Origin of the sequence: Geodermatophilus sabuli (assembly GCF_010686765.1) — a bacterium.
Classification (GTDB): Bacteria; Actinomycetota; Actinomycetes; order Mycobacteriales; family Geodermatophilaceae; genus Geodermatophilus; species Geodermatophilus sabuli_A.
On sequence record NZ_JAAGWF010000026.1, the window covers coordinates 1 to 24,977 of the forward strand.

General features: G+C 74.4%; 23 protein-coding genes. 9 read left to right on the forward strand and 14 right to left on the reverse strand.

Going from position 1 to position 24,977, the window contains the following annotated elements; genetic code table 11:
• The coding region (locus tag GCU56_RS20135; protein WP_163483637.1) for an APC family permease at positions 1 to 777 on the reverse strand (777 nt) is incomplete at its 3' end.
• 123 nt (positions 778 to 900) lie between these two features.
• Here GCU56_RS20135 and GCU56_RS20140 point away from each other — a divergent pair.
• Positions 901 to 2,421, forward strand: coding sequence for an SDR family oxidoreductase (locus tag GCU56_RS20140; protein WP_163483639.1), 1,521 nt, complete (start codon positions 901 to 903; stop codon positions 2,419 to 2,421).
• 38 nt (positions 2,422 to 2,459) lie between these two features.
• On the opposite strand, the gene GCU56_RS20145 is transcribed toward GCU56_RS20140, so the two are convergent.
• The 7 genes from GCU56_RS20145 to dnaA form a co-directional block, all read right to left on the reverse strand.
• Positions 2,460 to 4,247, reverse strand: a complete 1,788-nt coding sequence (locus GCU56_RS20145; RefSeq protein WP_345771966.1) for an ABC transporter ATP-binding protein — start codon at positions 4,245 to 4,247, stop codon at positions 2,460 to 2,462.
• Positions 4,244 to 5,152 carry a hypothetical protein gene (locus tag GCU56_RS20150; RefSeq protein WP_163483641.1) on the reverse strand — a complete coding sequence of 303 codons (909 nt, stop codon included), beginning with the start codon at positions 5,150 to 5,152 and terminating at the stop codon, positions 4,244 to 4,246. Before GCU56_RS20150 ends, GCU56_RS20145 begins: the two co-directional genes overlap by 4 nt.
• Positions 5,153 to 5,196: 44 nt before the next feature.
• On the reverse strand, positions 5,197 to 5,700 hold the full coding sequence (locus GCU56_RS20155) for a DciA family protein (RefSeq protein WP_163483643.1): 504 nt from the start codon (positions 5,698 to 5,700) through the stop codon (positions 5,197 to 5,199).
• Positions 5,697 to 6,896, reverse strand: a complete 1,200-nt coding sequence (gene recF, locus GCU56_RS20160; RefSeq protein WP_163483645.1) for a DNA replication/repair protein RecF — start codon at positions 6,894 to 6,896, stop codon at positions 5,697 to 5,699. Before recF ends, GCU56_RS20155 begins: the two co-directional genes overlap by 4 nt.
• 145 nt (positions 6,897 to 7,041) lie before the next feature.
• Positions 7,042 to 7,974, reverse strand: coding sequence for a phosphogluconate dehydrogenase (NAD(+)-dependent, decarboxylating) (gnd, locus tag GCU56_RS20165; RefSeq protein WP_163483647.1), 933 nt, complete (start codon positions 7,972 to 7,974; stop codon positions 7,042 to 7,044).
• Positions 7,975 to 8,086: 112 nt separating this feature from the next.
• Positions 8,087 to 9,250 (reverse strand): DNA polymerase III subunit beta, encoded by a 1,164-nt coding sequence (dnaN, locus tag GCU56_RS20170; RefSeq protein ID WP_163483649.1) that lies wholly within the window; start codon positions 9,248 to 9,250, stop codon positions 8,087 to 8,089.
• A gap of 726 nt (positions 9,251 to 9,976) precedes the next feature.
• Positions 9,977 to 11,773, reverse strand: coding sequence for a chromosomal replication initiator protein DnaA (gene dnaA / locus GCU56_RS20175; protein ID WP_163483651.1), 1,797 nt, complete (start codon positions 11,771 to 11,773; stop codon positions 9,977 to 9,979).
• Between the two features lie 592 nt (positions 11,774 to 12,365).
• On the opposite strand from dnaA, the gene rpmH reads away from it, so the two are divergent.
• From rpmH to GCU56_RS20215, 8 genes are all read left to right on the forward strand, one after another.
• Positions 12,366 to 12,503 carry a 50S ribosomal protein L34 gene (rpmH, locus tag GCU56_RS20180; protein ID WP_163483654.1) on the forward strand — a complete coding sequence of 46 codons (138 nt, stop codon included), beginning with the start codon at positions 12,366 to 12,368 and terminating at the stop codon, positions 12,501 to 12,503.
• A 1-nt stretch (position 12,504) separates the two neighbouring features.
• Positions 12,505 to 12,888, forward strand: coding sequence for a ribonuclease P protein component (gene rnpA / locus GCU56_RS20185; RefSeq protein WP_163483656.1), 384 nt, complete (start codon positions 12,505 to 12,507; stop codon positions 12,886 to 12,888).
• Between the two features lie 17 nt (positions 12,889 to 12,905).
• A complete protein-coding gene (gene yidD, locus GCU56_RS20190; protein WP_345771973.1) occupies positions 12,906 to 13,232 on the forward strand; it encodes a membrane protein insertion efficiency factor YidD in 327 nt (108 codons plus the stop codon).
• Positions 13,225 to 14,328 (forward strand): membrane protein insertase YidC, encoded by a 1,104-nt coding sequence (gene yidC / locus GCU56_RS20195; RefSeq protein WP_163483658.1) that lies wholly within the window; start codon positions 13,225 to 13,227, stop codon positions 14,326 to 14,328. The genes yidD and yidC overlap by 8 nt, the downstream gene beginning before the upstream one ends.
• Positions 14,329 to 14,425: 97 nt before the next feature.
• Complete coding sequence (locus GCU56_RS20200; protein WP_163483660.1) at positions 14,426 to 15,076, forward strand: Jag family protein; 651 nt, start codon at positions 14,426 to 14,428, stop codon at positions 15,074 to 15,076.
• Positions 15,073 to 15,744: a 16S rRNA (guanine(527)-N(7))-methyltransferase RsmG gene (gene rsmG / locus GCU56_RS20205; RefSeq protein WP_163483662.1), complete on the forward strand. Its 672-nt coding sequence runs from the start codon at positions 15,073 to 15,075 to the stop codon at positions 15,742 to 15,744. The genes GCU56_RS20200 and rsmG overlap by 4 nt, the downstream gene beginning before the upstream one ends.
• Before the next feature lie 82 nt (positions 15,745 to 15,826).
• Positions 15,827 to 16,891, forward strand: coding sequence for an AAA family ATPase (locus GCU56_RS20210; protein WP_163483664.1), 1,065 nt, complete (start codon positions 15,827 to 15,829; stop codon positions 16,889 to 16,891).
• A complete protein-coding gene (locus GCU56_RS20215) occupies positions 16,888 to 17,916 on the forward strand; it encodes a ParB/RepB/Spo0J family partition protein (protein WP_163483665.1) in 1,029 nt (342 codons plus the stop codon). Before GCU56_RS20210 ends, GCU56_RS20215 begins: the two co-directional genes overlap by 4 nt.
• 56 nt (positions 17,917 to 17,972) lie before the next feature.
• Here the strand turns inward: GCU56_RS20215 and GCU56_RS20220 are convergent, their stop codons facing one another.
• The 6 genes from GCU56_RS20220 to GCU56_RS20245 form a co-directional block, all read right to left on the reverse strand.
• On the reverse strand, positions 17,973 to 18,968 hold the full coding sequence (locus tag GCU56_RS20220; protein ID WP_163483667.1) for a D-alanine--D-alanine ligase family protein: 996 nt from the start codon (positions 18,966 to 18,968) through the stop codon (positions 17,973 to 17,975).
• Positions 18,965 to 20,365 carry an aminotransferase-like domain-containing protein gene (locus GCU56_RS20225; RefSeq protein ID WP_345771967.1) on the reverse strand — a complete coding sequence of 467 codons (1,401 nt, stop codon included), beginning with the start codon at positions 20,363 to 20,365 and terminating at the stop codon, positions 18,965 to 18,967. Before GCU56_RS20225 ends, GCU56_RS20220 begins: the two co-directional genes overlap by 4 nt.
• A gap of 101 nt (positions 20,366 to 20,466) precedes the next feature.
• Positions 20,467 to 21,621: an N-acetylmuramoyl-L-alanine amidase gene (locus GCU56_RS20230; protein WP_239522635.1), complete on the reverse strand. Its 1,155-nt coding sequence runs from the start codon at positions 21,619 to 21,621 to the stop codon at positions 20,467 to 20,469.
• 137 nt (positions 21,622 to 21,758) lie between these two features.
• On the reverse strand, positions 21,759 to 22,085 hold the full coding sequence (trxA, locus tag GCU56_RS20235) for a thioredoxin (protein WP_163483669.1): 327 nt from the start codon (positions 22,083 to 22,085) through the stop codon (positions 21,759 to 21,761).
• Between the two features lie 88 nt (positions 22,086 to 22,173).
• Positions 22,174 to 23,184, reverse strand: coding sequence for a thioredoxin-disulfide reductase (gene trxB, locus GCU56_RS20240; RefSeq protein WP_440588752.1), 1,011 nt, complete (start codon positions 23,182 to 23,184; stop codon positions 22,174 to 22,176).
• Between the two features lie 97 nt (positions 23,185 to 23,281).
• Positions 23,282 to 24,916 carry a protein kinase family protein gene (locus GCU56_RS20245; RefSeq protein WP_163483671.1) on the reverse strand — a complete coding sequence of 545 codons (1,635 nt, stop codon included), beginning with the start codon at positions 24,914 to 24,916 and terminating at the stop codon, positions 23,282 to 23,284.
• Between the last annotated feature and the right edge of the window lie 61 nt (positions 24,917 to 24,977).

Here is a 24,977-nt window from a genome sequence, read left to right on the forward strand (position 1 = left end):
CACGTAGATCAGGCCGGTGGTCAGCAGCCCGGCGAGCAGCACCTTCGGGAAGATCTTCCGGGGCTGCTTGCACTCCTCGGCCATGTTCACCGAGTCCTCGAAGCCGACCATCGCGAAGAACGCCAGCCCGGTCGCGGCGATCACCCCGCCGACCACCGAGCGGTCACCGGTGTCGAACTCGGTCACCCGCGAGAAGTCGCCCTCACCGATGCCCAGCGCCCAGACGCCGACCCCGATGACGATCAGCAGGCCGGTGAGCTCCACACAGGTGAGCAGGACGTTGGCCTTGACGCTCTCACCGACGCCGCGGTGGTTGATCAGCGCGACCAGGCTCATGAACCCGAGCCCGATGAGGGTGATCCCGATGCCGTCGGTGATGTCGAGCCCGAAGACGTCGGCGGCGTTCGCGCTGAACGCCCGCGCCGCGGTGGACGCCGAGGTGATCCCCGAGCTCATCACCGCGAACGCGACCAGGAAGGTGATGAAGTGGACGCCGAAGGCCTTGTGCGTGTAGAGCGCCGCACCCGCCGCCTGCGGGTACTTGGTGACCAGTTCGAGGTAGCTGAAGGCGGTGACCAGGGCGACCAGGAAGGCCACCAGGAACGGCAGCCACACCACCCCGCCCACCTGGGCAGCGACCTGGCCGGTCAGCGCGTAGATCCCGGTGCCGAGGATGTCGCCGATGATGAACAGCAGCAGGAGCCCCGGGCCCATGACCCGCTTGAGGCTGGGCTGACCGTCCTCGGTGCGGTCCGGTGCCTCGGTGGTGTCGGCCATGTGCCCTCCTGCGCGACTCGAGCCGGTCGGACCGCCGTGGGCCGAGGTGTGGGCCGATGGTGGTGGGTCCGCGGACCGTCCGCGACTCGAGCGCGGGTGGCGCCCGGGCCGGACACTCGGGACATGGCCGAACCAGCTGCCGCCCCGAAGACCTGCCTCGTCACCGGCGCCACCGGCTACATCGGCGGCCGGCTGGTGCCCGAGCTGCTCGCCGCCGGCCACCGGGTGCGGGTGATGACCCGGTCGCCGGAGAAGCTGCGTGACCACCCGTGGGCGGGGCGGGTGGAGATCGCCCGCGCCGACGCCGGGGACGCCGACGCCGTCGCCGCGGCGTGTGCGGGCGTGGACGTCGTCTACTACCTGGTCCACGCCCTGGGCGCCGGGCCGCGGTTCGAGGAGACCGACCGGCGGACGGCGCGGGTCCTGGCCGAAGCGGTCCGGACCGCCGGCATCGGCCGGCTGGTCTACCTGGGCGGGCTCGAGCCGCAGGACGAGGAGCTCTCGCCGCACCTGCGCTCGCGGGCCGAGGTGGCGCAGATCCTGCTCGGCTCCGGCGTCCCCACCGTCGTCCTGCGGGCCGCGGTGGTGCTGGGCTCGGGCTCGGCGTCGTTCGAGATGCTGCGCCACCTGACCGAGCGGCTGCCGGTGATGGTCACCCCGCGGTGGGTGCACAGCCGCATCCAGCCGATCGCCATCCGCGACGTCCTGCGCTACCTGGTCGGCTGCGCGCAGCTGCCGGCCGACGTGCACCGGTGCTTCGACATCGGCGGCCCGGACGTCATGGACTACGCCGGGATGATGCAGCGGTTCGCCCTGGTCGCCGGCCTGCCACGGCGCCGGATCCTGCCGGTGCCGCTGTTCACGCCGTCCCTGTCCAGCCACTGGGTCGGGCTGGTCACGCCGGTGCCGGCCGGCATCGCGCGCCCGCTGGTCGAGTCGCTGCGCAACACCGTCGTGTGCACCGAGCACGACATCGCGCAGTACGTGCCCGACCCACCGGAGGGACTGCTCGGCTTCGACGAGGCGGTGCGGCTGGCCATCCAGCGCACCCGTGACTCGGCGGTGGCCACGCGGTGGTCCTCGGCGTCGGTGCCCGGTGCCCCGTCGGACCCGCTGCCCACCGACCCCGACTGGGCCGGCGGCAGTCTCTACCTCGACGAGCGGACCCGGGAGACGACCGCCGCACCCGAGGCGCTGTGGCGGGTGGTGCAGGGCATCGGCGGGGAGACCGGCTGGTACTCGTTCCGGCTGGCGTGGGAGGTCCGGGGCTGGCTGGACCGCGCCGTCGGCGGCGTCGGGCTGCGGCGCGGCCGGCGCTCGCCCACCGACCTGTACGTGGGTGACGCGCTCGACTTCTGGCGGGTGGAGGAGGTGGAGCAGGGGCGGCTGCTCCGGCTGCGCGCCGAGATGCGGGTGCCCGGGCTGGCCTGGCTGGAGTTCCACGTGGAACAGGACGGCGACCGCACCCGGCTGCGGCAGAAGGCGACGTTCCGGCCCCACGGGCTGTTCGGCCACCTCTACTGGTGGGTGCTGGTGCCCTTCCACGGGTTCGTCTTCGGCGGCATGCTCCGCAACATCTGCCACGCCGCCGAGGCCGGCACGGCGACCGGAGCCGGACCGCGCGCCCGCGAGGACGCCGCCTGAGCCGCCGGGACGTCGACGAGCGGCGCCGAGGCGGGCGCTCAGACCAGGAGCTGGGCGGCGGCGAGCTCCCGGTAGAGCGGGCTGGACTCGACCAGTTCGTCGTGGGTGCCGCGGGCGACCACGCGGCCGCCGTCCAGGACGACGATCTGGTCGCTGTCGAGCACCGTGGACAGACGGTGGGCCACCACGAGCAGCGACCGGTCGGCCGACGCAGCGGCGAGCGTCCGGCGCAGCAGGCCCTCGTTGCGCGCGTCCAGGCTGGCGGTCGGCTCGTCCAGCAGCAGCAGCGCCGGGCGGGACAGCAACGACCGGGCGATGGCCAGCCGCTGCCGCTCCCCGCCCGAGAGCAGCACCCCGTCGTCCCCCACCGGGACGTCGAGTCCCCGCGGTGAGCGCTGCACCACGTCGGTGAGCCCGACGTCGGCCAGCACGGCCCAGAGCTCGGGATCGGAGGCCTCCGGCGCGGCGAGCAGCAGGTTGTCGCGGAGGGAGCCGGCCAGCACCGGCGCCTCCTGCTCGACGTAGCCCAGCCGCGCCCGCAGGGCCGCCCGCGGCAGGTCGCGCACGTCGGTGCCGGCCCACCGGATCGCGCCGCCGGTCAGCGGGTAGAAGCCCTCGACGAGCGCCAGCACCGTGGACTTGCCCGCCCCCGAGGGGCCGACGAGGGCGACCCGGCTGCCGGCCGGCACCGTCAGGGAGACGTCGCGCAGGACCTCGGTGCCGTCGGGGTAGGCGAACGTGACGCCGTCCAGCTCGAGCAGCGGCTCCCCCGCGGCGGGCGGGGCCGGGACGGGGACCACGGCGCCGCCGCGCTCGGGCCGGGCGTCGTCCTCGGGCGCGAGCGCCAGGACCTCCTGGATGCGGGCCAGCGCCCCCAGGCCGGTCTGCAGCTGGGTCCACGCACCGATGGCCTGCGCCAGCGGCATCACCAGCAGGAACAGGTACAGGATGAACGCGACGAGGTCGGCGACCGGGATCGACCCGGCGGCCACCCGGTACCCGCCCAGCCCCAGGACGGCGAGGAACGCGCCCTGGACGGCGATCGAGCCGGCGGGCGAGACCAGCGCCTCGAGCCGGGCCACCCGGACCCCGGCCTCGTAGGCCCGGCCCGCGCTGGCCCCGACGACCTCCACCTCCCGGCCGGTCGCCCCGCTGGCCCGGATGGTGCGCACCGCCGACAGTGCCCGCTCCACCGCGGCGGACATCGCGCCGACCTCCTCCTGCGCCTGCCGCGACAACCGCCGCACGCCGCGCGCGACCGAGACGACGACGGCCAGCCCGACCGACACCGACCCGACCGTCACCAGCAGCAGCCAGATGTCCACCAGCGCCATCGCGATCAGCGCGCCGACGCCGACGACGACCGAGCCGACCATGTCGACGACGCCGGAGGTGACCGTCGCCCGCAGCAGCGTGGTGTCGGAACCGACCCGCGACATCAGGTCGCCGGTGCGCCGTCGGTCGTACTCGGCGACCGGGAGCCGCAGCAGCCGGTCGGCGACGGTCCGCCGGGTGGAGAGGACCACGCCCTCGGCGGTGCGCTGCAGCAGGTACTGCTGCAGCGCACCGAGCGCGGACGAGGCCACCAGGACGACGACCAGGGCGAGCACTGCCGGGAGCAGCGCCCGTCCCGCGCCGACCGCCTCGATCACCCGCGCCACCAGCGCCGGCTGGGCCAGTGCCCCGGCGGCCGCGACGAGGGAGAGTGCCCCGGCGCCGATCAGTGGGCGGCGGTGCGGACGCAGCAGGGGCAGCAGCTCGCGCAGACCCGCGGTGGGGGCGGGTGCCGCGGCGGCCTCCGCCGTGCCGCCGGCCTGGTCGCTCACCAGGCTGCGGACAGCGCGCCGACGACGGCGGTCAGCAGCCGGGCGTGGTGCTCGATGAGCTCGGGCCGGTGCCCGTCGGGACGGATGGCGGCGACGAAGCCGGCCGCCGTCCAGAACTCGTCGCCGTCGTCGCTGCCCAGCAGCAGCCCTCGCACGGCCGGGTCCTCGACCAGCCGGCGGGCGGCGGGACCGTCCTCGGCGGCCAGCAGCGTCCAGCGGGCGTCGAACTCGGGATCGCCGGAGGGCAGGTGGACCAGCCCGCCGGTCCGGTGCTTCCACAGCCGGGCGGGGGACAGCCGCAGGGCCGGTACCGCGCCGAGCACCGGCGCTGCGGTGATCGCGTACTCCGGGACCGCGTAGCGACCCGACGCGTAGAGGACGTCGAAGGCGACCAGCTCGAGCGAGCCGTGGCGGCCGCGCATGACACCGGCCGGCCGGTGGTCCCGGGTGGCGCGGACCGGCGAGGAGGCCACCAGCTCGGCGAGGACGGCGTCCTGGGGGGCGGTGCCGTCGGAGACCTCCCAGCCGTGCTGCACCGCCCAGGCCTGCGCGCCCACGGCGTCCCCCTGGTAGGCGAAGACCTGCTCCACCTCACCGGGGGCGCGGGGTCGCCGCCCGCCGAGCAGACCGCCACCCACCGGCTGCTCGCCACCGGCCTGCGGCTGCTCCGGCGCGGGCTGCGCCGGCGGCGCGGCGGGACGCTCCGAGGTCGCGGGGGGCAGGTCCCAGCCCGGGGGCTGCCAGGCGGACTGCTCCCGCGGGGGTCCGGTGGGCTCGTCGGCCTCGTCGGCCTGGTCGGGCCGGGTGGGCTGGTCCTTGCCCAGGTGGACCGGCTCGCGCCAGGTGCTGCCCTCGTCGGGGCGGTCGTCGAAGCCGTCGCCGTCGCGGTTCCGGGGGCTGCTCATCGCTGCATCGTCCTCCCGGAGCGGCCCGGCGCCCGGGCCCGCTCCTATCCGTACGTGTCGCGCGGCCCGCGCCCGCGGACCGACCGCGGACCCTTCTTCCAGCTGGGGGCCGTCGGTCCGACAACGCGCAGCCGGGTCACGACGTCCCCGCCGATCTGCGCGCGCAGCCGGCCGAGGATGGTCGGTGCCAGCAGCCTCAGCTGGGTGGCCCAGGCGGTGGACTCGGCGACCACCAGCAGCTCTCCCTCGCTGAGGGTCTGCGGCGTGCAGTGGGCGGCGATGTCCGGGCCGACGAGGGCCGACCAGCGACCGAAGACCGCGCCGACGCGGGTGTGCTCGGTCCAGTCCTGCGCGCTGACCAGGGAGTCGACCAGCCGGCCCAGCGGCTGCGGGTCGTCCTCGCCCGGCCGGGGGCCGGTCCAGTTCCGGCGGGGGCCGGCGATGCGCCGGCGGGTGGGCCGCGGGCGGGACGCCGACGCCGCGCGGGCCGCCTCCAGCGCGGCGCGGGCGATGTCGCTGGGCCGCGCCGGCCGCTCGTCCGGGGTCACCGGACCTCCTCGCGCAACGCGTCGTCCACGGCTGCATCCTCGGCGGCGCCGTGGCCCAGCGGAACCGCCTGGCCGCCGGCGATCTGCACGACGGTCGCGCGCAGCTCGGCGGGGACGTCGTCCAGCACGGCCGCGGTGATGAGGGTCTGCTCGGCCGACCGGGCGACCGAGGCCAGAGCCGCCCGCCGGTCGGCGTCCAGGGTGGCGAAGACGTCGTCGAGCACGAGGACCGGCTCCTCGCCGTCGGCCCGCAGCAGCGCGAAGCAGCCGAGCTTGAGCGCCAGCGCCAGGGACCAGGACTCCCCGTGGCTGGCGAAGCCCTTCGCCGGGAGCGACCCCAGCGCGAGCACGAGGTCGTCGCGGTGCGGGCCGACCAGCGTCATCCCCCGGTCGACCTCGTCGCCGCGTCGCTCGGCGACCTGCTCCCGCAGCGCCTCCCCGAGCGCGGCGGCGCCGGGCACGTCGGCGTCGGGCGGCCGGGGCGTCCCGTCCCCGGCCATCGGCACCGTGCTGCTGTAGGCGAGGGCCGCGACGGCGGACTCGTCGCCGGCGACGTCCGCGTAGGCCCGCGACACGTGCGGCGCGAGATCGGCCACCAGCCGCAGCCGGGCGGCCAGCAGCTGGCCGCCGAGGTCGACCAGGTGCCCGTCCCAGACGTCGAGCGTGGCCAGCGCGTTGCCGCGGGCCATCCGTGCGGTCTTGAGCAGGGCGTTGCGCTGCTTGAGGACCCGGTCGTAGTCCGCCCGGACCCCGGCCAGCCGCGGCGTCCGGCTGACCAGCAGGTCGTCGAGGAAGCGGCGGCGCTCGGCGGGGTCGCCGCGCACCAGCACGAGGTCCTCCGGCGCGAAGAGCACCGTCTTGACCAGGCCGAGCAGCTCACGGGGGCGGGGGAGGGGCGCGCGGTTGACCCGGACCCGGTTGGCCCGGCCGGGGTTGATCTCGATCTCGACCAGCAGCTCGCGGTCCTCGCGGCGCACCGCGGCCCGCACCACCGCCTGCGCGGCGCCCTGCCGCACCAGCGGGGCGTCGCCGGAGACCCGGTGGCTGCCCATCGTGGCGAGGTAGCCGACCGCCTCGACCAGGTTCGTCTTCCCCTCGCCGTTGCCGCCGACCAGCACCGTCGGCCCCGGCTGCAGGGCCAGGTCCACCCGGTCCCAGTTGCGGAAGGACCCCAGCTGCAGGTGCCGGACGTACACGGTCAGGCCGCTCGGGAGGTACTGGGACGGCCCCGCTGCAGGGCCCCGCGCCGAGCCCCTGTCGGCCTTCCTGCAGGGGCCCGCCGCGAGCGTGCGAGCGGTCGGGGGCGGGGAGGTCCTCCCCGGGGGGCAGGGGGGTCCTTCCTCACGCGGGTCGCTCGGCCTCCGCCTGCCGGACGGCCTGGACGGCGTGCCCGCCGAACTGGTTGCGCAGCGCGGCCACGGCCTTCATCGTCGGCGAGTCCTCCTGCCGCGACGAGAAGCGGGCGAACAGCGAGGCGGCGATCGTCGGCATGGGGACGGCGTTCTCGATGGCCTGCTCGACGGTCCAGCGGCCCTCGCCGGAGTCCTCGGCGTATCCGCGGATGCGGTCGAGGTCCGGGTCCTCCTCGAGCGCGCGGACCAGGAGGTCCAGCAGCCAGGAGCGGATGACGGTGCCCTGCGTCCAGGACTTGACGACGCCGGGCACGTCCTCGATCAGGTCGACGGCCGCCAGCAGCTCGTAGCCCTCGCCGTAGGCCTGCATCATCGCGTACTCGATGCCGTTGTGGACCATCTTGCTGAAGTGCCCGGCACCCACCGGGCCGGCGTGCACGAAGCCCGCGCCGGGCAGCTCCTGGCCCGACTCGTCGACCGGGGAGGGCGGCTTGAGGGCGTCGAAGACCGGCTGCACCTTCGCGACGTCGTCCTTCGACCCGCCCACCATCAGGGCGTAGCCGTTCTCCAGGCCCCACACCCCGCCGGAGACGCCGGCGTCGACGTAGCCGATGCCCTTCTCGCGGCACAGCACGTCGTGGACCTGGTCGTCGGTGTACTTGGAGTTGCCGCCGTCGACGATGACGTCCCCCGGGCTGAGCAGGTCCGCGAGCTCCTTGACCGTCGCGCGGGTCGGCTCCCCGGCCGGCACCATCACCCAGACCACGCGGGGGGCGGCCAGCGCGGCCACGAGCGCCTCCAGGCTGTCGACGTCCCGCTTGTCCGGGTGGTGGTCGAAGCCGACGACCTCGTGACCGGCGCGGCGCAGCCGCTCGGACATGTTGCCGCCCATCTTGCCCAGCCCGATCAGCCCCAGCTGCACGGCTTTCCTCTTCTCATCGCGACGTCTCCGGTGTCATCGTGCCCGGCCATCGGCCCTTCTGCAGGGTCCCGCCGCGAGCGTGCGAGCGGTGGGGGCAGGAGGGTCCTCCTGCTCACCCCGGCAGGCGCACCGGCATGATCAGGTACCGGTAGGTACCCGGGCGCTGCGCCGGACGGGAGGCCCCGCCGTCGTCGTCGGCCGGTGGCTCCTCGACCCCGGAGAGCACCGCCGGCTTCAGCGGGCTGGTGAAGTCCATCCGCGCCCGCGGGGTGTGCACGGCGGCCAGGCCGTCGAGCAGGAACGTCGGGTTGAAGCCGATGGTCAGCGGCTCGCCGTCGAACTCGACGTCGCAGCGCTCCTCCGCCTGGCCCTCGTCGTCGGTGCCGCCGGCGCGCAGGGTGACCTGGCCGGGGGTGAACTCGCAGCGCAGCGGCGTCCCGCGCTCGGCGACCAGGGCGACGCGCTTGGCGGCGTCGGTGAACAGGCCGACCGGCAGGACGGCGTGCGCGTGGGACTCCGACGGCATGATCGCGCGGTACTTGACGAACTCGGCGTCCAGCAGCCGGGTGGTGGTCTGCCGGTCCTTGCCCGACAGCCCCAGGATGCCCTCACCGGACCCGCCCGAGGACAGCGACAGGACGATCTCCGGGCCACTGGTCAGCGTCTTCGCCGCGTCCGCCAGGGTGCGGGCCGGGACGAGCACCGCCGCCGACAGCCCGGGGGTGTCCGGCCGCCAGGCGAACTCACGCACGGCCAGCCGGTACCGGTCGGTCGCGGCCAGGGTGACCAGGTCGTCCTCGATCTCCAGCCGGACGCCGGTGAGCATGGGGAGGGTGTCGTCGCGACCGGCGGCGACGGCGACCTGGCCGACCGCCTCGGCGAAGACGTCGCTGTCCACCACCCCGGCCGACGAGGGCATCGACGGCAGGGAGGGGTAGTCCTCGACCGGCAGCGTCGGCAGGCTGAACCGCGCGTTGCCGCAGGCGATGGACAGCCGCGGGCCCTCGGCGGTGATGTCCACCGGGTGCGGGGGCAGCGCTCGGGTGATCTCGGCCAGCAGCCGGCCGGGCACGAGCGTGCGCCCGCTCTCGGTGGCCTGGACGTCGACCTCGGCGCGCGCGGACACCTCGTAGTCGAACCCCGACACCGACAGCTGGCTGCCGTCGACCTCCAGCAGGATGCCTGCCAGGACCGGCACCGACGGCCGGGGCGGGAGGCTGCGCGCCGTCCAGGCGACGGCGTCGGCGAGCACCTCACGTGCCACCCGGAACTTCATGACCTGATCCACCCCAGCTCTGTCTGCTCTGCCACTGCGGTGCTCATCGTGCCGTCTCGGGGGCGGATGCGGGTAACCGCTGTCCCGATCGGGGGTCGGACGACCGCCTGGCATCCCTGTCCGGGGGCGTGGTCCTCCGCTCGTGGGGCACCCCGAGCGGAGCGTCCCCACCCAGAACGTGGTTCAAGGATTCTCTGGGACAACTACCTCATCTTCGTCATCAGGGGTGTGGATCCTGGGGACGGAGCCCTCGTCCGCTGGTCAGCGCCCGAATCGACATGTTGACCGACTGTGGGCGAGTCGGGTGCTCCCTGTGTCGACACGTGGACATCTCGCGGTCCGTGCACACCGGTCCCCGTCCGTCCACCTGCTGTCCCCGGGTTCCCCCAGGGCCGTCCCCAGGCCGTGTGCACGACGGCGAACCCACTGGAGGACCGTCCGCGACGGCCGAGCGACCGCGGACGTCGACGGTGCAGGTCAGGCCGGTGGAACGGGGCGGCGGGCGGGCGACGGCCCCGCGGCACGCCGTCCGCCGGAGGTGACGCCGCGTGAGGTCGTCCCTACGAGATACCCCCAGACTGTGCACATCCCTGGGGACAACTCATCGACGAGTCGACCGTCCGGCGGCCGCTGACCACGACTCCCTCGCCCGGGACGTGCCCTTCCTCCGTGCACACGATTGCCCACAGGTGTGGAGAAGTCGACCGGGTCGGCCCCTCCGGGGCCCTACTGGCGGGCGCGGCTCTTGATGCGGGCCGTCAGCTCGGTGACCTGCGTGTACGTCGCGCGCCGCTCGCTCATCAGGTTGGTGATCTTCTTGACGGCGTGCATGACCGTGGTGTGGTCCTTGCCGCCGAAGGAGGCCCCGATCCGGGGCAGGGACAGCTCGGTCAGCTCGCGGCACAGGTACATGGCGATCTGCCGGGCGTTCACCAGCGTCCGGCTGCGGTTGGCGCCCTGCAGCTCCTCCATCGTCACGGAGAAGTACTCCGCGGTCGCGGCCATGATGATCGCCGCGGTGATCTGCGGGCCCTGCTCGTCGCTGATCAGGTCCTTGAGCACCAGCTCGGCCAGCGAGAGGTCGACCTGCTGCTTGTTGAGGCTGGCGAACGCGGTCACCCGGATCAGCGCGCCCTCGAGTTCGCGGATGTTGGTCTGCACCTTGCTGGCGATGAACTCCAGCACGGGGTCGGGCACCTGCAGCCGCTCCCCCCACGCCTTCTTGCGCAGGATGGCGATGCGGGTCTCGAGGTCCGGCGCCTGCACGTCGGTGATCAGGCCCCACTCGAAGCGGGTGCGCAGCCGGTCCTCCAGCGTGGTCAGCTTCTTCGGCGCCCGGTCGGAGGTGATGACGATCTGCTTGCTGGCGTTGTGCAACGTGTTGAACGTGTGGAAGAACTCCTCCTGCGTCCGCTCGGCGCGCTCCAGGAACTGGATGTCGTCGATGAGCAGGAAGTCGATGTCCCGGAACCGGCGGCGGAACTCCTCGGCCCGCCCCGAGTGCACCAGGTTGATGAACTCGTTGGTGAACTCCTCGGTGCTCACGTAGCGCACCCGGACGTTGGGGAACATCCGCGCCGCGTAGTGCCCGATCGCGTGCAGCAGGTGGGTCTTGCCGAGCCCCGAGTCGCCGTAGATGAACAGCGGGTTGTAGGCCCGGGCCGGCGCCTCGGCGACGGCGACCGCGGCGGCATGGGCGAACCGGTTGCTGTTGCCGATGACGAAACTGTCGAAGACGTACTTGGCGTTCAGACCCGGGTCCTGCGCGCCGGACGGCGGACGCCGGTCGCCGAACAGCGGGACGGCGTCGCCGCCGCGGCCGCCCGATCCGCGGTTCTCCCCGCGCCGGCCCCGCTCGCCCCGGGACGGGCGCTGCTCGGCGGCCGCGCCGGTGCCGGTGTCCAGGTCGAAGGGCAGCACGGCGGCGCCGTCCTCGTCGAGGTCGGTGCCGCCCCAGTCCCGGTCGGCGGCGCGCGTGCCGCGGCCGGTGGCCCGCTGGGCCGGGGGGCTCCAGTCGCCGGCCGGCCACTCCTCGCCGTCCCGGTCGCCCGGCGGGGCCTCGGCCGCGGTCGCGGCCGGTCGCTCGGCGGCGTCGCGCTCCCAGGTCAGCGGCTGGCGGGCATCCGCGCGGACCCCGAAGGCGCTGCGTCCGTCGTCGGCGCGGTCGCGGGTCTCCCGGTCCTCCTCGGCGCGCTGCGCCTCGACCGCCGACCACGGCCGCCGGGTCGGCGTCGGTTCCACCGGTGCCTGCTCGGGTGCGGCCGGCGAGTCCTCGACCTGGACGGCGACGCGGATGTCGCGTCCCAACTGCTCCGAGAGCGCCTCGGCCAGCACCCGCCGCATGCGCGACTCGAGCACGGTCTGGGTGAACTCGTTCGGCGCCGACAGCACCGCGGTGTCCTCGAACACCCCCACCGGGCGGGTGAGGTTGAGCATCGCGTTCTGCTGCGGGGACAGGCTCGTCGCCAGCCGCTCGCGGATCTGGTCCCAGACCGCCGCCAGGTCCACCGTGGCATCGGCCATGGCCCTGTCCTCCCAAACCGTGTGGTCGTGCCCCTGCCGCGTCTACCCGCTGCCGGCCTGCGCCGTCCCCGGTCGGTCTCCCACTGTGGACAGCCGGACACACGGTGTCCACACCGGTGTCCACAGGCTGTGCACGACCCGCGACCCGACCGGCCTGATCCGCGTGGGCGGATCGTGCCGTGGCGTCGTCGCTGGTCAGAGGAGAGAGGAACGGTTCGTCGGACGGCGCGGCGGTCGGTCGACCCTGCGGGGCGGCCTCTGCGCCGGACTCGGATGTCCGGTGCGGAGCGACGGCGACGCTAACAGCCCCGTCCACAGCCCGGCAACGACGGGCGGAGGCCACCCCGGCGCGCCGCGGGGCGCGTCGCCGCCGCGGTCCGGCGCGTCGCTGCGCTCCGCCGCCGGGCGTGGTGGAGCCTGGGGAGTCGGTGTCCGACCGGCCCCCGGCCTGCCCGGATCCTCGGCTATGCTGGCGGGAGTCTGTGGACGGGGACGTCGGCGGCCCACCGAGGTCGTCGCGTCCTGGTCGTCCCTCCGCGTGCCTGCCCCCCGGCCGGTGCGCACCGTCGATGTCATGTAGTGGGAGTACCTCGTGAGCAAGCGCACGTTCCAGCCGAACAACCGTCGCCGGTCCAAGACCCACGGCTTCCGGCTGCGGATGCGCACCCGTGCCGGCCGGGCGATCGTCGCCACCCGCCGGCGCAAGGGTCGCGAGAAGCTCTCCGCCTGAGGTGCTGCCCGCGCAGGCACGCCTGCGCCGGCGTCCGGAGTTCACCGCGGTCGTCCGGTCCGGAAGGCGTGCCGGGCGGCCGACCATGGTCCTCCACTACCTCCCCGAACGGCCCGTGACCGCGGCCCCCGGCACCGCCGGGGAGCCGAGTGGTCCACGGGCCGGCTTCGTGGTGGGCAAGACCGTGGGCAACTCCGTCGTGCGGCACCGGGTGACCCGACGGTTGCGCGCCGTCGTCCTCGGTGAGCTGCACCGGCTGCCGGCCGAGGCCGACCTCGTGGTCCGCGCCCGCCCGGAGGCGGCTGCAGCGAGCTCGGCCGAGCTGCGTCGGGACCTGGCCACCGGGCTGGACCGGGTCCTCGGCGTCCGGGCGGGCACCTCGTGACCGCCGACGCGCGCGCCGTGCCCGGCCCGGCCTCCGCCGGGCGGGGGCCGGTCGCTCGCGCGCTGCTGGCGGCGGTGGGCTTCTACCAGCGCGCCATCAGCCCGGCGTTGCCGCCGCGGTGCCGGTTCGCGCCCACCTGCAGCGCCTACGCAGCCGAGGCCCTCGCGGTGCACGGCGCCGGCCGCGGGAGCTGGCTGGCAGTCCGCCGCCTGCTCAAGTGCGCGCCCTGGCACCCCGGGGGCTTCGACCCGGTGCCGCCGGCGCGCACGGCTCCACCGGAACCCGACCGAGATCACCCGCCGGCACCATGCCGGGCTGTGCAGCAGGAGGCTGGCGTTGCTTGACTGGTTGTACACCGCCATCTCCTGGGTCATGGCCCGGTGGCATGCGCTGTTCTCGACGTTCCTGGACCCGGCCGGCGGCATCACCTGGGCCCTGTCGATCGTGTTCCTGGTCGTCACGATCCGGCTGATCCTGTTCCCGCTGTTCGTCAAGCAGATCAAGTCGCAGCGGGCGATGCAGGAGATCCAGCCCGAGATCCAGAAGCTCCGCAAGCAGTACGGCAGCGACAAGCAGGGCTTCAGCCAGGCGATGATGGCGCTGCAGAAGGAGCGCGGGGTCAACCCGCTGGCCGGCTGCCTGCCGATCCTGCCGCAGATCCCGGTCTTCCTCTCGCTGTTCCACGTCCTGCGTCGGCTCGCGCCGGGCAAGCCGGGGCTCTACAGCTGGAGTGACCAGCTGACCGACCAGGCGGCGTCGGCCGCACTGTTCGGCGCACCCATCTCCTCGCAGTTCAGCATGGCCGGGCAGAAGGAGGACCTGATCCTCGCCCTGCCCGGGGTGGGCTACACGAACATCCGCATCGTCGCCTTCGTGCTGATCGTGATCATGTGCACGACCACGTACGTGACGCAGAAGCAGACGATGAAGCGCTCGGGCCCGGTCGAGGGCCAGGCGGCGACCGTGCAGAAGCTGCTGCTCTACGGCATGCCCATCAGCCTCTTCGTCACCGGGTTCTTCTTCCCGATCGGCGTCCTCCTCTACTGGTTCACCAACAACCTGTGGACGCTGGGCCAGCAGTTCTTCATCCTCCGCAAGCTGCCCCCGCCCGGGTCGGCCGCCGCCAAGGCCAAGGCCGACGCCGAGAAGCCCCCGGTCGACCCCAGGACCCTGGCGCCGAAGCCCGGAGCCAAGCCGGTCCGGCCCAAGGGCGGCCGTCCCGCCGCGTCGTCGGGCCCCGTGGACATGACCAAGCCGGCCGCCGTCGACGACGTCCGCCCGGATGCCGGGGACGGCGCGCTGCCACCGGGTGCCACGGCCTACGGCGCGGACGGCCAGGCCCCGGGCGCCCGCGGCTCGGCACCCCGGCCGCGCGCCGGCGGTGGCGGCGGGCGGGGCAGCCAGGGCCCGGCCAACCGCGGCAAGCGCAAGCGGCGCTGACCAGCGCCCCGGCGTCCGCTCCGGACGCCCACCGGCGTGAGCCGGCCACCGACCACCGGGTACGCCCGGACGCCCGCATCGACGGAGAGGTTCAGCCATGAGTGCCCCGCAGCACCCCACCGAGACGGCTTCCACGGCGGAGGCCACCTCCGGCGCGGTCCTCAGCCCCGTGCCGGACGACGTCGACACGGCCCCCACCGAGCTCCCCGACGCCGACCCCGACAGCGCCGACGCGGTCGTCGAGCCCGTGGACGCGACGGGTGGGGCGGACGGGGCAGGTGGGACCGACGCGCTGCTCGTCACCGAGGGCGACGTGGCCGGGGACTACCTCGAGCGGCTGCTCGACATCCTCGACGTGGACGGCGACATCGACCTCGACGTCGAGGGCGACCGCGCCTCGGTGGCGATCGTCGGGGCCGAGCTCCAGGACCTGGTCGGCTCCGACGGCTCCGTGCTCGAGGCGCTGCAGGAGCTCACCCGCCTGGCGGTCGCCCAGTCCACCGGCGTCCGGAGCCGGCTGATGCTCGACATCAGCGGGTTCCGGGCCAAGCGCCGGGCCGATCTGACCTCCCTCGCCGGCGAGGCGGCCCGCCGGGTCGCGGCCAGCGGACAGCCGGAGCGCCTGGCGGCCATGAACCCGTTCGAGCGCAAGGTCGTCCACGACGTCGTCGCCGGCATCACCGGTGTGCACAGCGAGTCCGACGGCGAGGAGCCCAACCGCCGCGTCGTGGTCCTGCCGGATCGGTGAGCGCCCCCGCGTCCGCCGGCAGCGGGCAGCCGGACGTCCCGCCGGCTCCCGACGCCGCCCGGGAGGTCTTCGGGGCCGCCCTGGCGGACGCCGAGCGCTACGTGGCCCGGCTGGCCACCGACGGCGTCACCCGGGGCCTGATCGGGCCGCGCGAGGTCCCGCGGCTGTGGGAGCGGCACGTGCTCAACAGCGCCGCGGTCGCCGAGGCCGTGCCGCAGGGTGCCCGGGTGGTGGACGTCGGCAGCGGCGCCGGGCTGCCCGGGATACCGCTCGGCCTGGCCCGGCCCGACCTCGCCCTCACCCTGGTGGAGCCCATGGCCCGGCGGGTGGAGTTCCTCGAGGAGGTCGTCGGGGAGTTGGGCACCCCCTGGCAGGTGGTGCGCGGCCGTGCCGAGGAGCGGTCGGTGCGGACCGCGGTCGGGCGGGTCGACGTCGTCACCGCCCGGGCCGTGGCGGCGCTGCCGCGGCTGGTGGCGTGGTGCCGGGGCCTGATGCGGCCCGGCGCCCAGCTGGTCGCGCTGGTCGGCGCCCGCGCGCTGGAGGAGCTGCCGTCGCTGCTCCCCGAGTTGGAGGCGGCCGGCATGCGCGAGGTGCACGCCCGGGCTGTCGGGGCCGGGCTGGGCGACGCTGCCACTACCGTGGTGGTCATGACGCGGGGAGCACGGTGAGCCGGGCTCGCTGTTCCACGTGGAACCCGTACCACGTCCCGACCGCGTTCCACGTGAAACGGGACGGCAGGGAGGACCCGAGATGACCGATCCGGGCCAACGGCTGCGGAGCAGCCTCGCCGACCAGGCGGCCAGCACCGGAGCGGACTTCGACAGCCCCATCGCCATGGAGGCGATGCGGGCCACCCGTGTGCTGCACGCCGCCGACCAGGAACCGTTCCCCGCACCGGGGCGGATCCGGGTCATCTCCGTCGCCAACCAGAAGGGCGGCGTCGGGAAGACCACGTCGACGGTGAACCTGGGCGTGGCGCTGTCCCTGTACGGGTTGCGCACGCTGGTGATCGACCTCGACCCGCAGGGAAACGCGAGCACCGCCCTCGGGGTGCCCCACAACGTCGGGACGCCGTCGATCTACGACGCCCTGGTCGGGGACAGCTCGCTGTCGGAGGTGGTGCACCCGACGACGGCCAGCCCGCTGCTCTCCTGCGTCCCGGCGACGATCGACCTGGCCGGCGCGGAGATCGAACTCGTCTCCGTGGTGGCCCGGGAGTACCGGCTGCGCCGGTCGATCGAGGCCTACCTGCACTCGCTGCCGGCCGACCAGCAGCCGCACTACGTGCTCATCGACTGCCCGCCGTCCCTGGGCCTGCTGACGCTGAACGCCCTGGTGGCCGGGGACGAGGTGCTCATCCCCATCCAGTGCGAGTACTACGCGCTGGAGGGGCTGGGCCAGCTGCTCAACAACATCGACCTGGTCCGCCAGCACCTCAACCCGGGGATCGCCGTCCGGACCATCCTGCTGACGATGTACGACGGGCGGACCAAGCTGGCCGACCAGGTGGCCGAGGAGGTCCGCAACCACTTCGGGGACCTGGTGCTCGACGCGGTGATCCCCCGCAACGTGCGGGTCTCGGAGGCGCCCGGCTACGGCCAGTCGGTCATCACCTACGACCCGGGATCGCGCGGATCGACCAGCTACGTCGAGGCGGCCCGTGAGGTGGCCCAGCGCGGCGTCCACCTGACCCCGGTCGCGCCCCCGGCTCCCCCGGCCCGGCCCGCGGCGTCGCTGGACCGGCTGGCGTTCGCCGACACCGACGCCGCCACCGTGCCCGTCGCCCACCCGTCCCGTCCTGAGGAGCGAGCATGACCAAGCGTGGCGGTCTGGGGCGCGGCCTGGCGGCGCTCATCCCCACCAGTGCCCCGGTGGCCGAGCCCGACGCGCTGCCCGACGGCGACGCGGGCAGCGCGGCGGCAGCCGCCGCGCCGGCCGAACCCACGCACGGCATCCACCTGCTGCCGCCGGCCGCACAGGCGGCCGCCGACGTGGCGCGCCACCGGGAGGAGACCGTCGGCGTCCCCGGCGCGCAGTTGCGCGAGGTCGCGGTCGGGGACGTCGTCCCGAACCCCAAGCAGCCCCGCCAGGTCTTCGACGACGAGGCCCTCGAGGAGCTCACCCACTCGGTCCGCGAGTTCGGGCTGCTCCAGCCGATCGTCGTCCGGGAGCGCAGCGAGGGCGGCTACGAGCTCATCATGGGCGAGCGCCGGTTGCGCGCCGCCCGGTCGGCCGGGCTGGACACCGTGCCGGCCATCGTCCGCGACACCTCCGACGACGCCCTGCTGCGCGACGCCCTCCTGGAGAACCTCCACCGGGTGCAGCTCAACCCGCTCGAGGAGGCAGCCGCCTACCAGCAGCTGCTGGAGGAGTTCGGGGCCACCCACGAGGAGCTCGCCGGCCGCATCGGCCGCAGCCGATCGCAGGTCACCAACACCATCCGGCTGCTGAAGCTGCCGGTGAAGGTGCAGACCCGGGTGGCCGCCGGCGTGATCTCCGCCGGGCACGCCCGGGCGCTGCTGGGGCTGGCCGACGCCGAGGCGCAGGACGCGCTGGCCACCCGGATCGTCGCCGAGGGCATGTCGGTGCGCGCCACCGAGGAGGCGGTCGCGCTGGCCGTCGCCGACGAGCCGGCCACCAAGCGTCGCCCCCGCCGGTTCAGCGCGCCCGGCGTCGAGGACCTCGCCGGCCGGCTGTCCGACGCGTTCGAGACGAACGTCAAGATCCAGATCGGCCGGGCCAAGGGACGCATCGTCGTCGAGTTCGGCTCGGTGGACGACCTGCAGCGGATCATCGGTCAGATGGCCCCGGACATCACCGGACGCCGCGCCGAGGAGTGAGGCGAGACACGCCGCCAGGGCCGGAGCCCCGGTTCCGTCACTGACGGAACCCGGGCTCAGCGGGTGGAGGTCGCCCGGCGGCTGAGCAACCGGGAGAGCACGTCGCCCAGCTCGTGGCCGGCTGCCTCGACCGCCATCGGGAACATCGACGTCTCGGTCAGGCCGGGCGAGACGTTCACCTCGAGGAAGTGCACCTCGCCGTCCGGGCTGACGATCGCGTCGGTGCGGGACAGGTCGGCCAGGCCGAGCACCCGGTGCACCTGCACAGCCAGCTCGGCCGCCCGGACGGCGACGTCGCCGGCCACCCGTGCCGGCGAGTGGTACTCGGTGAGGCCGGGCGTGTACCGGGCGGTGTAGTCGAAGACCCCGGATGCCGGGGTGATCTCGACCGCGGGCAGCGCCTCGGGCCCCTCCCCCAGGTCGACCACCGACAGCGCGAGCTCCACGCCGTCGACGAACCGCTCGACCAGCACGGTGTCCCCGTAGGCGAAGCAGCTGACCATCGCGGCGGGCAGGTCCTCGACGCGGGTGACCTTCTGGGCACCGAGGGCCGATCCCCCGGAGGCCGGCTTGACCATGAGCGGCAGGCCGAGCCGGGCGACGATGAGGTCGAGCACCGCCCCCGCCCCCAGCTCCCGGAAGGTGCTGTGCGGCAGCGCCACCCAGTCCGGCGTCGTCAGGCCCGCCGAGCGGACGACGGACTTGGCGGCGGGCTTGTCCCACGCCAGCCGGCAGGCCGCGGCCGGGGAACCGACGTAGGGCACCCCGGCGAGGTCGAGGACCGCCCGAAGTGCGCCGTCCTCCCCCGTGGCGCCGTGCAGCGCGATGAACACGGCGTCGGCGGGTGCCGCGGCCAGGCCGGGCAGCAGTTCGGCGTCGGCGTCGCGCAGCTCGGCGTCGACCCCGGCCCGGGTGAGCTCCTCCCACACCTGCGTGCCCGACGACAGGCTCACCTCGCGCTCGAAGGCGAGCCCTCCGGCGAGGACGACGGCGCGCAGCGGCTGCCCGGTCGCGGCGGCCTCCATGGCGGGTGCGGCTGCCGACTCCGTCATGACCGTCCGTCCTCGTAGGTGTCGCTGTTGGCCGGACCGACGATGTTCTCGGCCTCGTGGCTGGGGGTGCGGCCCGGGACGGCCCGGAAGGTGCCGGTGTCGACCGCGTCGAAGGTGGAGTGCAGGTCCAGCTCGGCCTCGATGACGCGGGCCAGCCGGCGCACGCCCTCGCGGATCTGGTCGGGCTCCGGGTAGCAGTAGGACAGCCGCATGTACTCCCGGCCGCCCCCGTCGGCGTAGAAGCCGATGCCCGGCACGTAGGCGACGTGCGCGTTGACAGCCCGCGGCTGCATGCGCTTGGCGTCGAGGCCGTGCGGCAGCTTCAGCCACACGTAGAAGCCGCCGTCCGGCCTGGTCCAGGTGGTGCCCGCGGGCATCAGCTGGTCGAGGGACTCGAGCGTGGCGTCGCGGCGCTCGCGGTAGAGCTCGACGAAGTGCTTGATCTGCTCGCGCCACGGCTGGGTGTCGAGGTACCGGGCGACGGCGTACTGGGTGAGCGAGGGCGGGCAGAGCACCTGGGCCTCGGTGGCCAGCACCAGCTTCTCCCGGACGGCGAGCGGTGCGAGCACCCAACCCACCCGCAGGCCCGGGGAGAACGTCTTGGAGAACGAGCCGAGGTAGATCACCCGCCGGCTGTCGCGGGCCCGCAGCGCCCGCATCGGCTCCCGGTCGAAACCGAGCAGGCCGTAGGGGTTGTCCTCGATGACCAGCAGGTCGTACCGGTCGGCGATGTCCATGACGGCCACCCGCCGCGCCTCGGACAGCGTGACGCCGGCCGGGTTGTGGTAGTTGGGCACCGTGTAGAGGAACTTCACCCGGTCGCCGGCGGCACGGCACTCCAGCAGCACCTGCTCCAGCGCCTCCGGGATCAGCCCGTCGTCGTCCATGGCGACGTGCCGGACGCGGGCCTGGGCGGACTGGAAGACGCCGAGCGCGCCGACGTAGGACGGGCCCTCGGCGAGGATGACGTCCCCGGGGTCGACGAACACGCGGGTGACGAGGTCGAGCCCCTGCTGCGAGCCCACCGTGACGACGACCTCGCTCGGGGAGGCGTCGGTGATGCCCTCCAGGGCCATGACGTCGCAGATCCGCTCGCGCAACCGCGGGTCGCCCTGCCCGGAGCCGTACTGCAGCGTCTGGGCACCCATGCCGGACACCAGCTCGCCGATCATGGAGCCCACCGCGTCCAGCGGCAGGGCGGTGACCGCGGGCATGCCGCCGGCGAGGGAGACGACCTCCGGCCGGCTGACGACGGAGAACAGCGCCCGGATCTCGGAGGTCTTCATCCCGTGCGTGCGTGCTGCGTACCGGTCGGCCAGGGGGTCCAGGCGCGGATGGCGCGGAGCCGGGTGGGGAGCACCGGGGCCCGGAGGCGTGCCGGGCGGGAGAGAGGCCACCCGTCGAGTGTAGGGACGGGCCGGCGGCGGTCGGTCGGGACACGGCGGCGGACGGACCGGTCCGGTCCCGCCCGTCCCACGCGTCGCGGCGTCCGGCTGGGTCAGACCCTCCCGGGGAGGACGAAGGTGCCCGTCGGTGGATCGGCCTCGGCGGGCAGGAAGAGCCGCTGGACGGCGGCGAGGACGGCGCTGGCCACGGTGCTGCGCAGCCGGGCGTCGAGCAGGAGCAGCCGGTCGACGGGGTGCGACAGGTAGCCGCAGTCCAGCCGGACCGCCGGCATCCGGCTCATCCGCAGCAGGTCCCAGGTCTTGGGGTGCGAGCCGAGGTCCAGGAGGCCCGTGCGCACGACGACCTCGCGCCGCACCAGGCTGGCGAACTGCTCGCCGACCGTCGACGAAGCCCCCGAGCCGGTCCCGTAGTAGTAGCTGGACACCCCCCGGGCGTGCTCCGAGCCGTGCGCGTCCATGTGCAGGGACAGGAACAGGTCGGCGCGGGCGTCGTTGGCGAACGCCGTCCGCTCGGCCGCCGTCGGGTTCTGTCGCCGGCCGCGGGTCAGGTAGACGGTGGCGCCGGCCGCGGCGAGCCGGCCCTCGATCCGGGACGCCAGGTCCAGCACGAGATCGGCCTCGGTGGTCTCGCCGGCGGTGAACCCGGGGTCCCCGCCGCCGTGGCCCGGGTCGACGACGATCCGCCGGCCGATCAGGTGGGGGCCGCTCTCCAGGAAGCTGGCGCTCTGGCGGAGCAGCTGCGGGCGCCCCCCGGTCACCTTGCGGCCGAGCTGGCGCAGCGCGCGCAGGGTGGCCGGCCCGCAGGTGCCGTCGGAGGTCAGCCCGTAGTCGCGCTGGAACGCGCGCAGGCCCACCTCGGTCTCGGGGCCGAAGACACCGTCGACCGGTCCGGCGTCGTAGCCGAGCTCGTGCAGCCGGTCCTGCAGGTTGGTGACGTCGTCCCCCCGGATCGGCCGCTCGGGGTCGTGGTGCAGCAGTCGGTCACCCAGCGACCAGCGCGCCTCCGACAGGGCACGGTAGGTCTCCTCGCCCACCGCGCCGTCGACGGACAGCCCCCGGACCTGCTGGAAGTGCCGGACGGCGAGCTCGGTGGCCGGGTCGTACACGGCCTGCTCGAGCGGTTCGTCCTCGGCTCCGGCCGTGCCGGCCGGCAACAGGCCGAGGCTCCGGAGGGCGGCGTGCACGTCGGCCACGGCGGGGCCACGGTCCCCCGGGCCCAGGGGGCGCATGCGGCTGTCGGTTCCCATCGTGGCTCGATTGTCGTCCCCCGCTGCCGTCCCGGCCCACCGGGGGCCGACGGACGGCAGCGGCCCACCCGTCCGACGAGGACAGATGGGCCGCAGACGGTCACCGGTGGCCACCCCTCAGGGGGCAGGTGGTCCTCTTACAGGTAGTCGGCGAGGTCCGACAGGATCGCGCCCTTGGGCTTGGCGCCGATGATGCTCTTCACCGGCTTGCCACCCTGGAACACCGTCATGGTCGGGATCGACATGACCTGGTAGTCGCGGGCGATCTGCGGGTTCTCGTCGATGTTCAGCTTGGCGATCGTGAGCTTGTCGCCGTGCTCAGCGGCGATCTCCTCGAGCACCGGGGCGACCATCTTGCACGGACCGCACCACTCGGCCCAGAAGTCGACGAGCACGGGCTTGTCGCTGCCCAGCACGTCGTCGGCGAAGCTGGCGTCGGTGACGGTCTTGGTGCTGCCTGCCATGGTCGTTCTCCTCGTGATCAGCGGGGCTCGGTGTGGACCCTGCGGGGACAACCCCGCGGCCCCCCGGTCTATGCCCTTCGGTCCGCGGTCAGCGCTCGTGGAACGCCTCGGCCAGCCAGCGCTCCGCGTCGATGGCTGCGGCTGCGCCGGTTCCGGCCGAGGTGATGGCCTGCCGGTAGATGTGGTCGACGACGTCGCCGCAGGCGAACACGCCGTCGATGTTCGTCTTGGTCGTCGGGTGCTCGACCTGGATGTAGCCCTCGTCGTCGAGCTTGAGCTGGCCGGCGAAGATCTCGCTGCGCGGGTCGTGGCCGATGGCGACGAACAGGCCGGTGACCGGCATCGTCTCGGTGACGCCGCTGTCGACGTCGGTCAGCTCGACGGCCGAGACGGTGTTCTCGCCCAGCACGTCGGTGACCTGCTTGCCCAGCGCCCAGCGGATCTTCTCGTTCTCCTGGGCGCGCTGCTGCATGATCTTCGACGCCCGCAGCTCGGCCCGCCGGTGGACGACGGTCACCGACTTGGCGAAGCGGGTGAGGAAGGTGGCCTCCTCCATCGCGGAGTCGCCGCCGCCGACCACGATGATGTCCTGGTCGCGGAAGAAGAAGCCGTCACAGGTGGCGCAGGCGGACACGCCGCGCCCCAGGAGCCGGGCCTCGTTGTCCAGGCCCAGGTACCGGTACTTGGAGCCGGTGGCCACGATGACCGCGTGCGCCCGGTGCACCTCGTCGCCGACCTTGACGATCTTCGGCTCGGCGGTGAGGTCGACCTCGCTGACGTCACGGGCGACCAGCTCCGCGCCGAAGCGCTCGGCCTGCTGGCGCATGTCCATCATCAACTGCGGGCCCTGGATGCCCTCGGCGAACCCGGGGAAGTTCTCCACCTCGGTGGTCGTCATCAGCGCGCCGCCGAACTGCGACCCCTCGAACACCAGCGGGTGCAGGTTCGCGCGGGCGGCGTAGACGGCGGCGGTGTAGCCCGCCGGACCGGAACCGATGATGATCAGGTCACGGACACCGTCGTGCTCCGCCGGGGGGATCGCGGGATCGGCGTGCTCAGCCGTCACGGCGGGGCCGGGGGTGGGGTGGGGTTCGCTCACGCGGGACACAACTGGGATCGTAGGAGCCACATTCCCCGGTCAGCAGGGCCACATTCCAGCTCACGGAAGCTCCACGCGCCATCTCCGGCGGCCGCACTCAGCCCGCGGACAGGGGCTCGACCTCGGCCAGGTCCCCGGAGAACCCGCCCTCGGCCTCGGTGAGCTGGGTGATCCACACCAGCACGTACTGCGCCGTGACCGGCTCGTCGAAGGTCAGGTCCGCGGTGCCGTCCACCGGGCCGGTGGCCGCCACGGGGTAGCCGTCCAGGTCACCGTCGGGGGTGTCGCCGGTGCGGACCTCCACGACCACGCCGGGGGTCGTCGTCGTCACCGTCGCCCCGGAGAGGGCCTGGGCGCTGCCCAGGTCGTACAGGACGCCGACGCCCGGCTTGAGGTTGCCGAAGGCCGCCGAGCCGCGGTAGGTGACGGTGGACCAGGAGGTGGCGGGGTCGCCGTCGTGGGAGAGGGCGACGTCCTGCTCGTTCTCGGGGTCACCGTCGCCGAAGGGGTTGAAGACCGAGGAGCCGGCGACCGTCACGGGGGCGCCGGCCTCCGGCGCCTCCTCGCCCTCGTCGGCCGGCGCGCTGCTCGAGGGCGGGGGGGACGCCGTCCCGTCGCCACCGACGCTGTCGGCGACCGAGAGCAGGTTGCTGCCCACCCACCACGCCAGCCCGATGACCACGGCGAGGGCGAGCAGCGGCAGGCCCACCACGAGCAGCCGGCGGCGGGCCTCGGGGACCGGCTCGGCCGAGGCGGCGGGCCGGTCGTCGGGCTCCTCCGTGCCGTCGTCCTCCAGGCCGAAGCCCCCGGACAGGGGCAGGAGGTCGTCGTCGGCGGCGTCGCCGCGGGGGGCCGGCACCGGGGGGCGGCCGCGCGGGTCCAGTCGCTGCGGGACGTCGGCGCCGGAGGTGGCCCGCGTCGGCGCGGGATCGTCGGTGTCCTCGTCGTCCCGGCGCTCACGGAGCCGGCGCAGCCACCCGCTGTCGGTCTCGTCCGCGCCGCGCAGCGGCTCGGAGGGGTGGGTCCCGCGGGGACGCTCGGCCAGCAGCGCGGCCATCGCGGCCACGCTGGACAGCCCGGCACCGGGCTCGGTGGAGCGGGCCCGCCGCACCAGCGCCGCCAGGTCGGGCGCCATGACCGGCGCCCGGCCCGGGCCGGCCGGCACCCCGGCGCGCCGGCCGGTCAGGCAGTACTCCAGGAGTTCGGCGAGGGCGGCGATGTCGTCCTGGATGGTGCCCGTCGCGGCCGGCACCGCCCGCAGGCCCACCAGGCCGTTGGGCCGCAGCACGACGGCCTCGGGGGTCAGCCCGCCCACGGCCAGGCCGACCCGGTGCGCCTCCGCCACGCCCTCGGCCAGCCGCCGCAGCACCGTGCGGGCCTCGCGGTCGGGCATGGGGCCGGTGGCCAGCCGCTCGGCCAGCGTCTGGCCCTCGATCCACTCGTTGACCACGTACGCGGCGCCGCCGGGGACGGAGGAGTCGCCGCTGCCCTCGGCGGCGTCGTAGACCATCGCGAGGGCGGGGGTGGCCAGCCCGCCGGCGGTCAGCGCTCGGGTGATCCACTCCCGGGCCGCCGGTCCGCCGGGGGAGTGCACCCGGATCTCGACGTCGCGGTTGAGGATGCGGTCCTTGGCCCGCCAGCACCGGATGACCCCGGTCGCGGTGGTGGCGGCGGGGCCCACCTCGTCGAGGGGCCGGTAGCGGTCGGGCAGGCCGGTCGTCGTGGACGTCATCGACGCGGCCGACCCCCTGCTCGCTCCCGGCCGGCGGCTGGATCGCCCCGGCGTGGGCGTC

Coding starts and splice junctions, on each gene's coding strand:
- GCU56_RS20140 (WP_163483639.1), top strand. CDS start 901: ATGGCCGAACCAGCTGCCGCCCCGAAGACCTGCCTCGTCACCGGCGCC.
- GCU56_RS20150 (WP_163483641.1), bottom strand. CDS start 5,152: ATGAGCAGCCCCCGGAACCGCGACGGCGACGGCTTCGACGACCGCCCC.
- dnaN (WP_163483649.1), bottom strand. CDS start 9,250: ATGAAGTTCCGGGTGGCACGTGAGGTGCTCGCCGACGCCGTCGCCTGG.
- dnaA (WP_163483651.1), bottom strand. CDS start 11,773: ATGGCCGATGCCACGGTGGACCTGGCGGCGGTCTGGGACCAGATCCGC.
- GCU56_RS20200 (WP_163483660.1), top strand. CDS start 14,426: ATGAGTGCCCCGCAGCACCCCACCGAGACGGCTTCCACGGCGGAGGCC.
- GCU56_RS20210 (WP_163483664.1), top strand. CDS start 15,827: ATGACCGATCCGGGCCAACGGCTGCGGAGCAGCCTCGCCGACCAGGCG.
- GCU56_RS20215 (WP_163483665.1), top strand. CDS start 16,888: ATGACCAAGCGTGGCGGTCTGGGGCGCGGCCTGGCGGCGCTCATCCCC.
- GCU56_RS20220 (WP_163483667.1), bottom strand. CDS start 18,968: ATGACGGAGTCGGCAGCCGCACCCGCCATGGAGGCCGCCGCGACCGGG.
- GCU56_RS20230 (WP_239522635.1), bottom strand. CDS start 21,621: ATGGGAACCGACAGCCGCATGCGCCCCCTGGGCCCGGGGGACCGTGGC.
- trxA (WP_163483669.1), bottom strand. CDS start 22,085: ATGGCAGGCAGCACCAAGACCGTCACCGACGCCAGCTTCGCCGACGAC.
- GCU56_RS20245 (WP_163483671.1), bottom strand. CDS start 24,916: ATGACGTCCACGACGACCGGCCTGCCCGACCGCTACCGGCCCCTCGAC.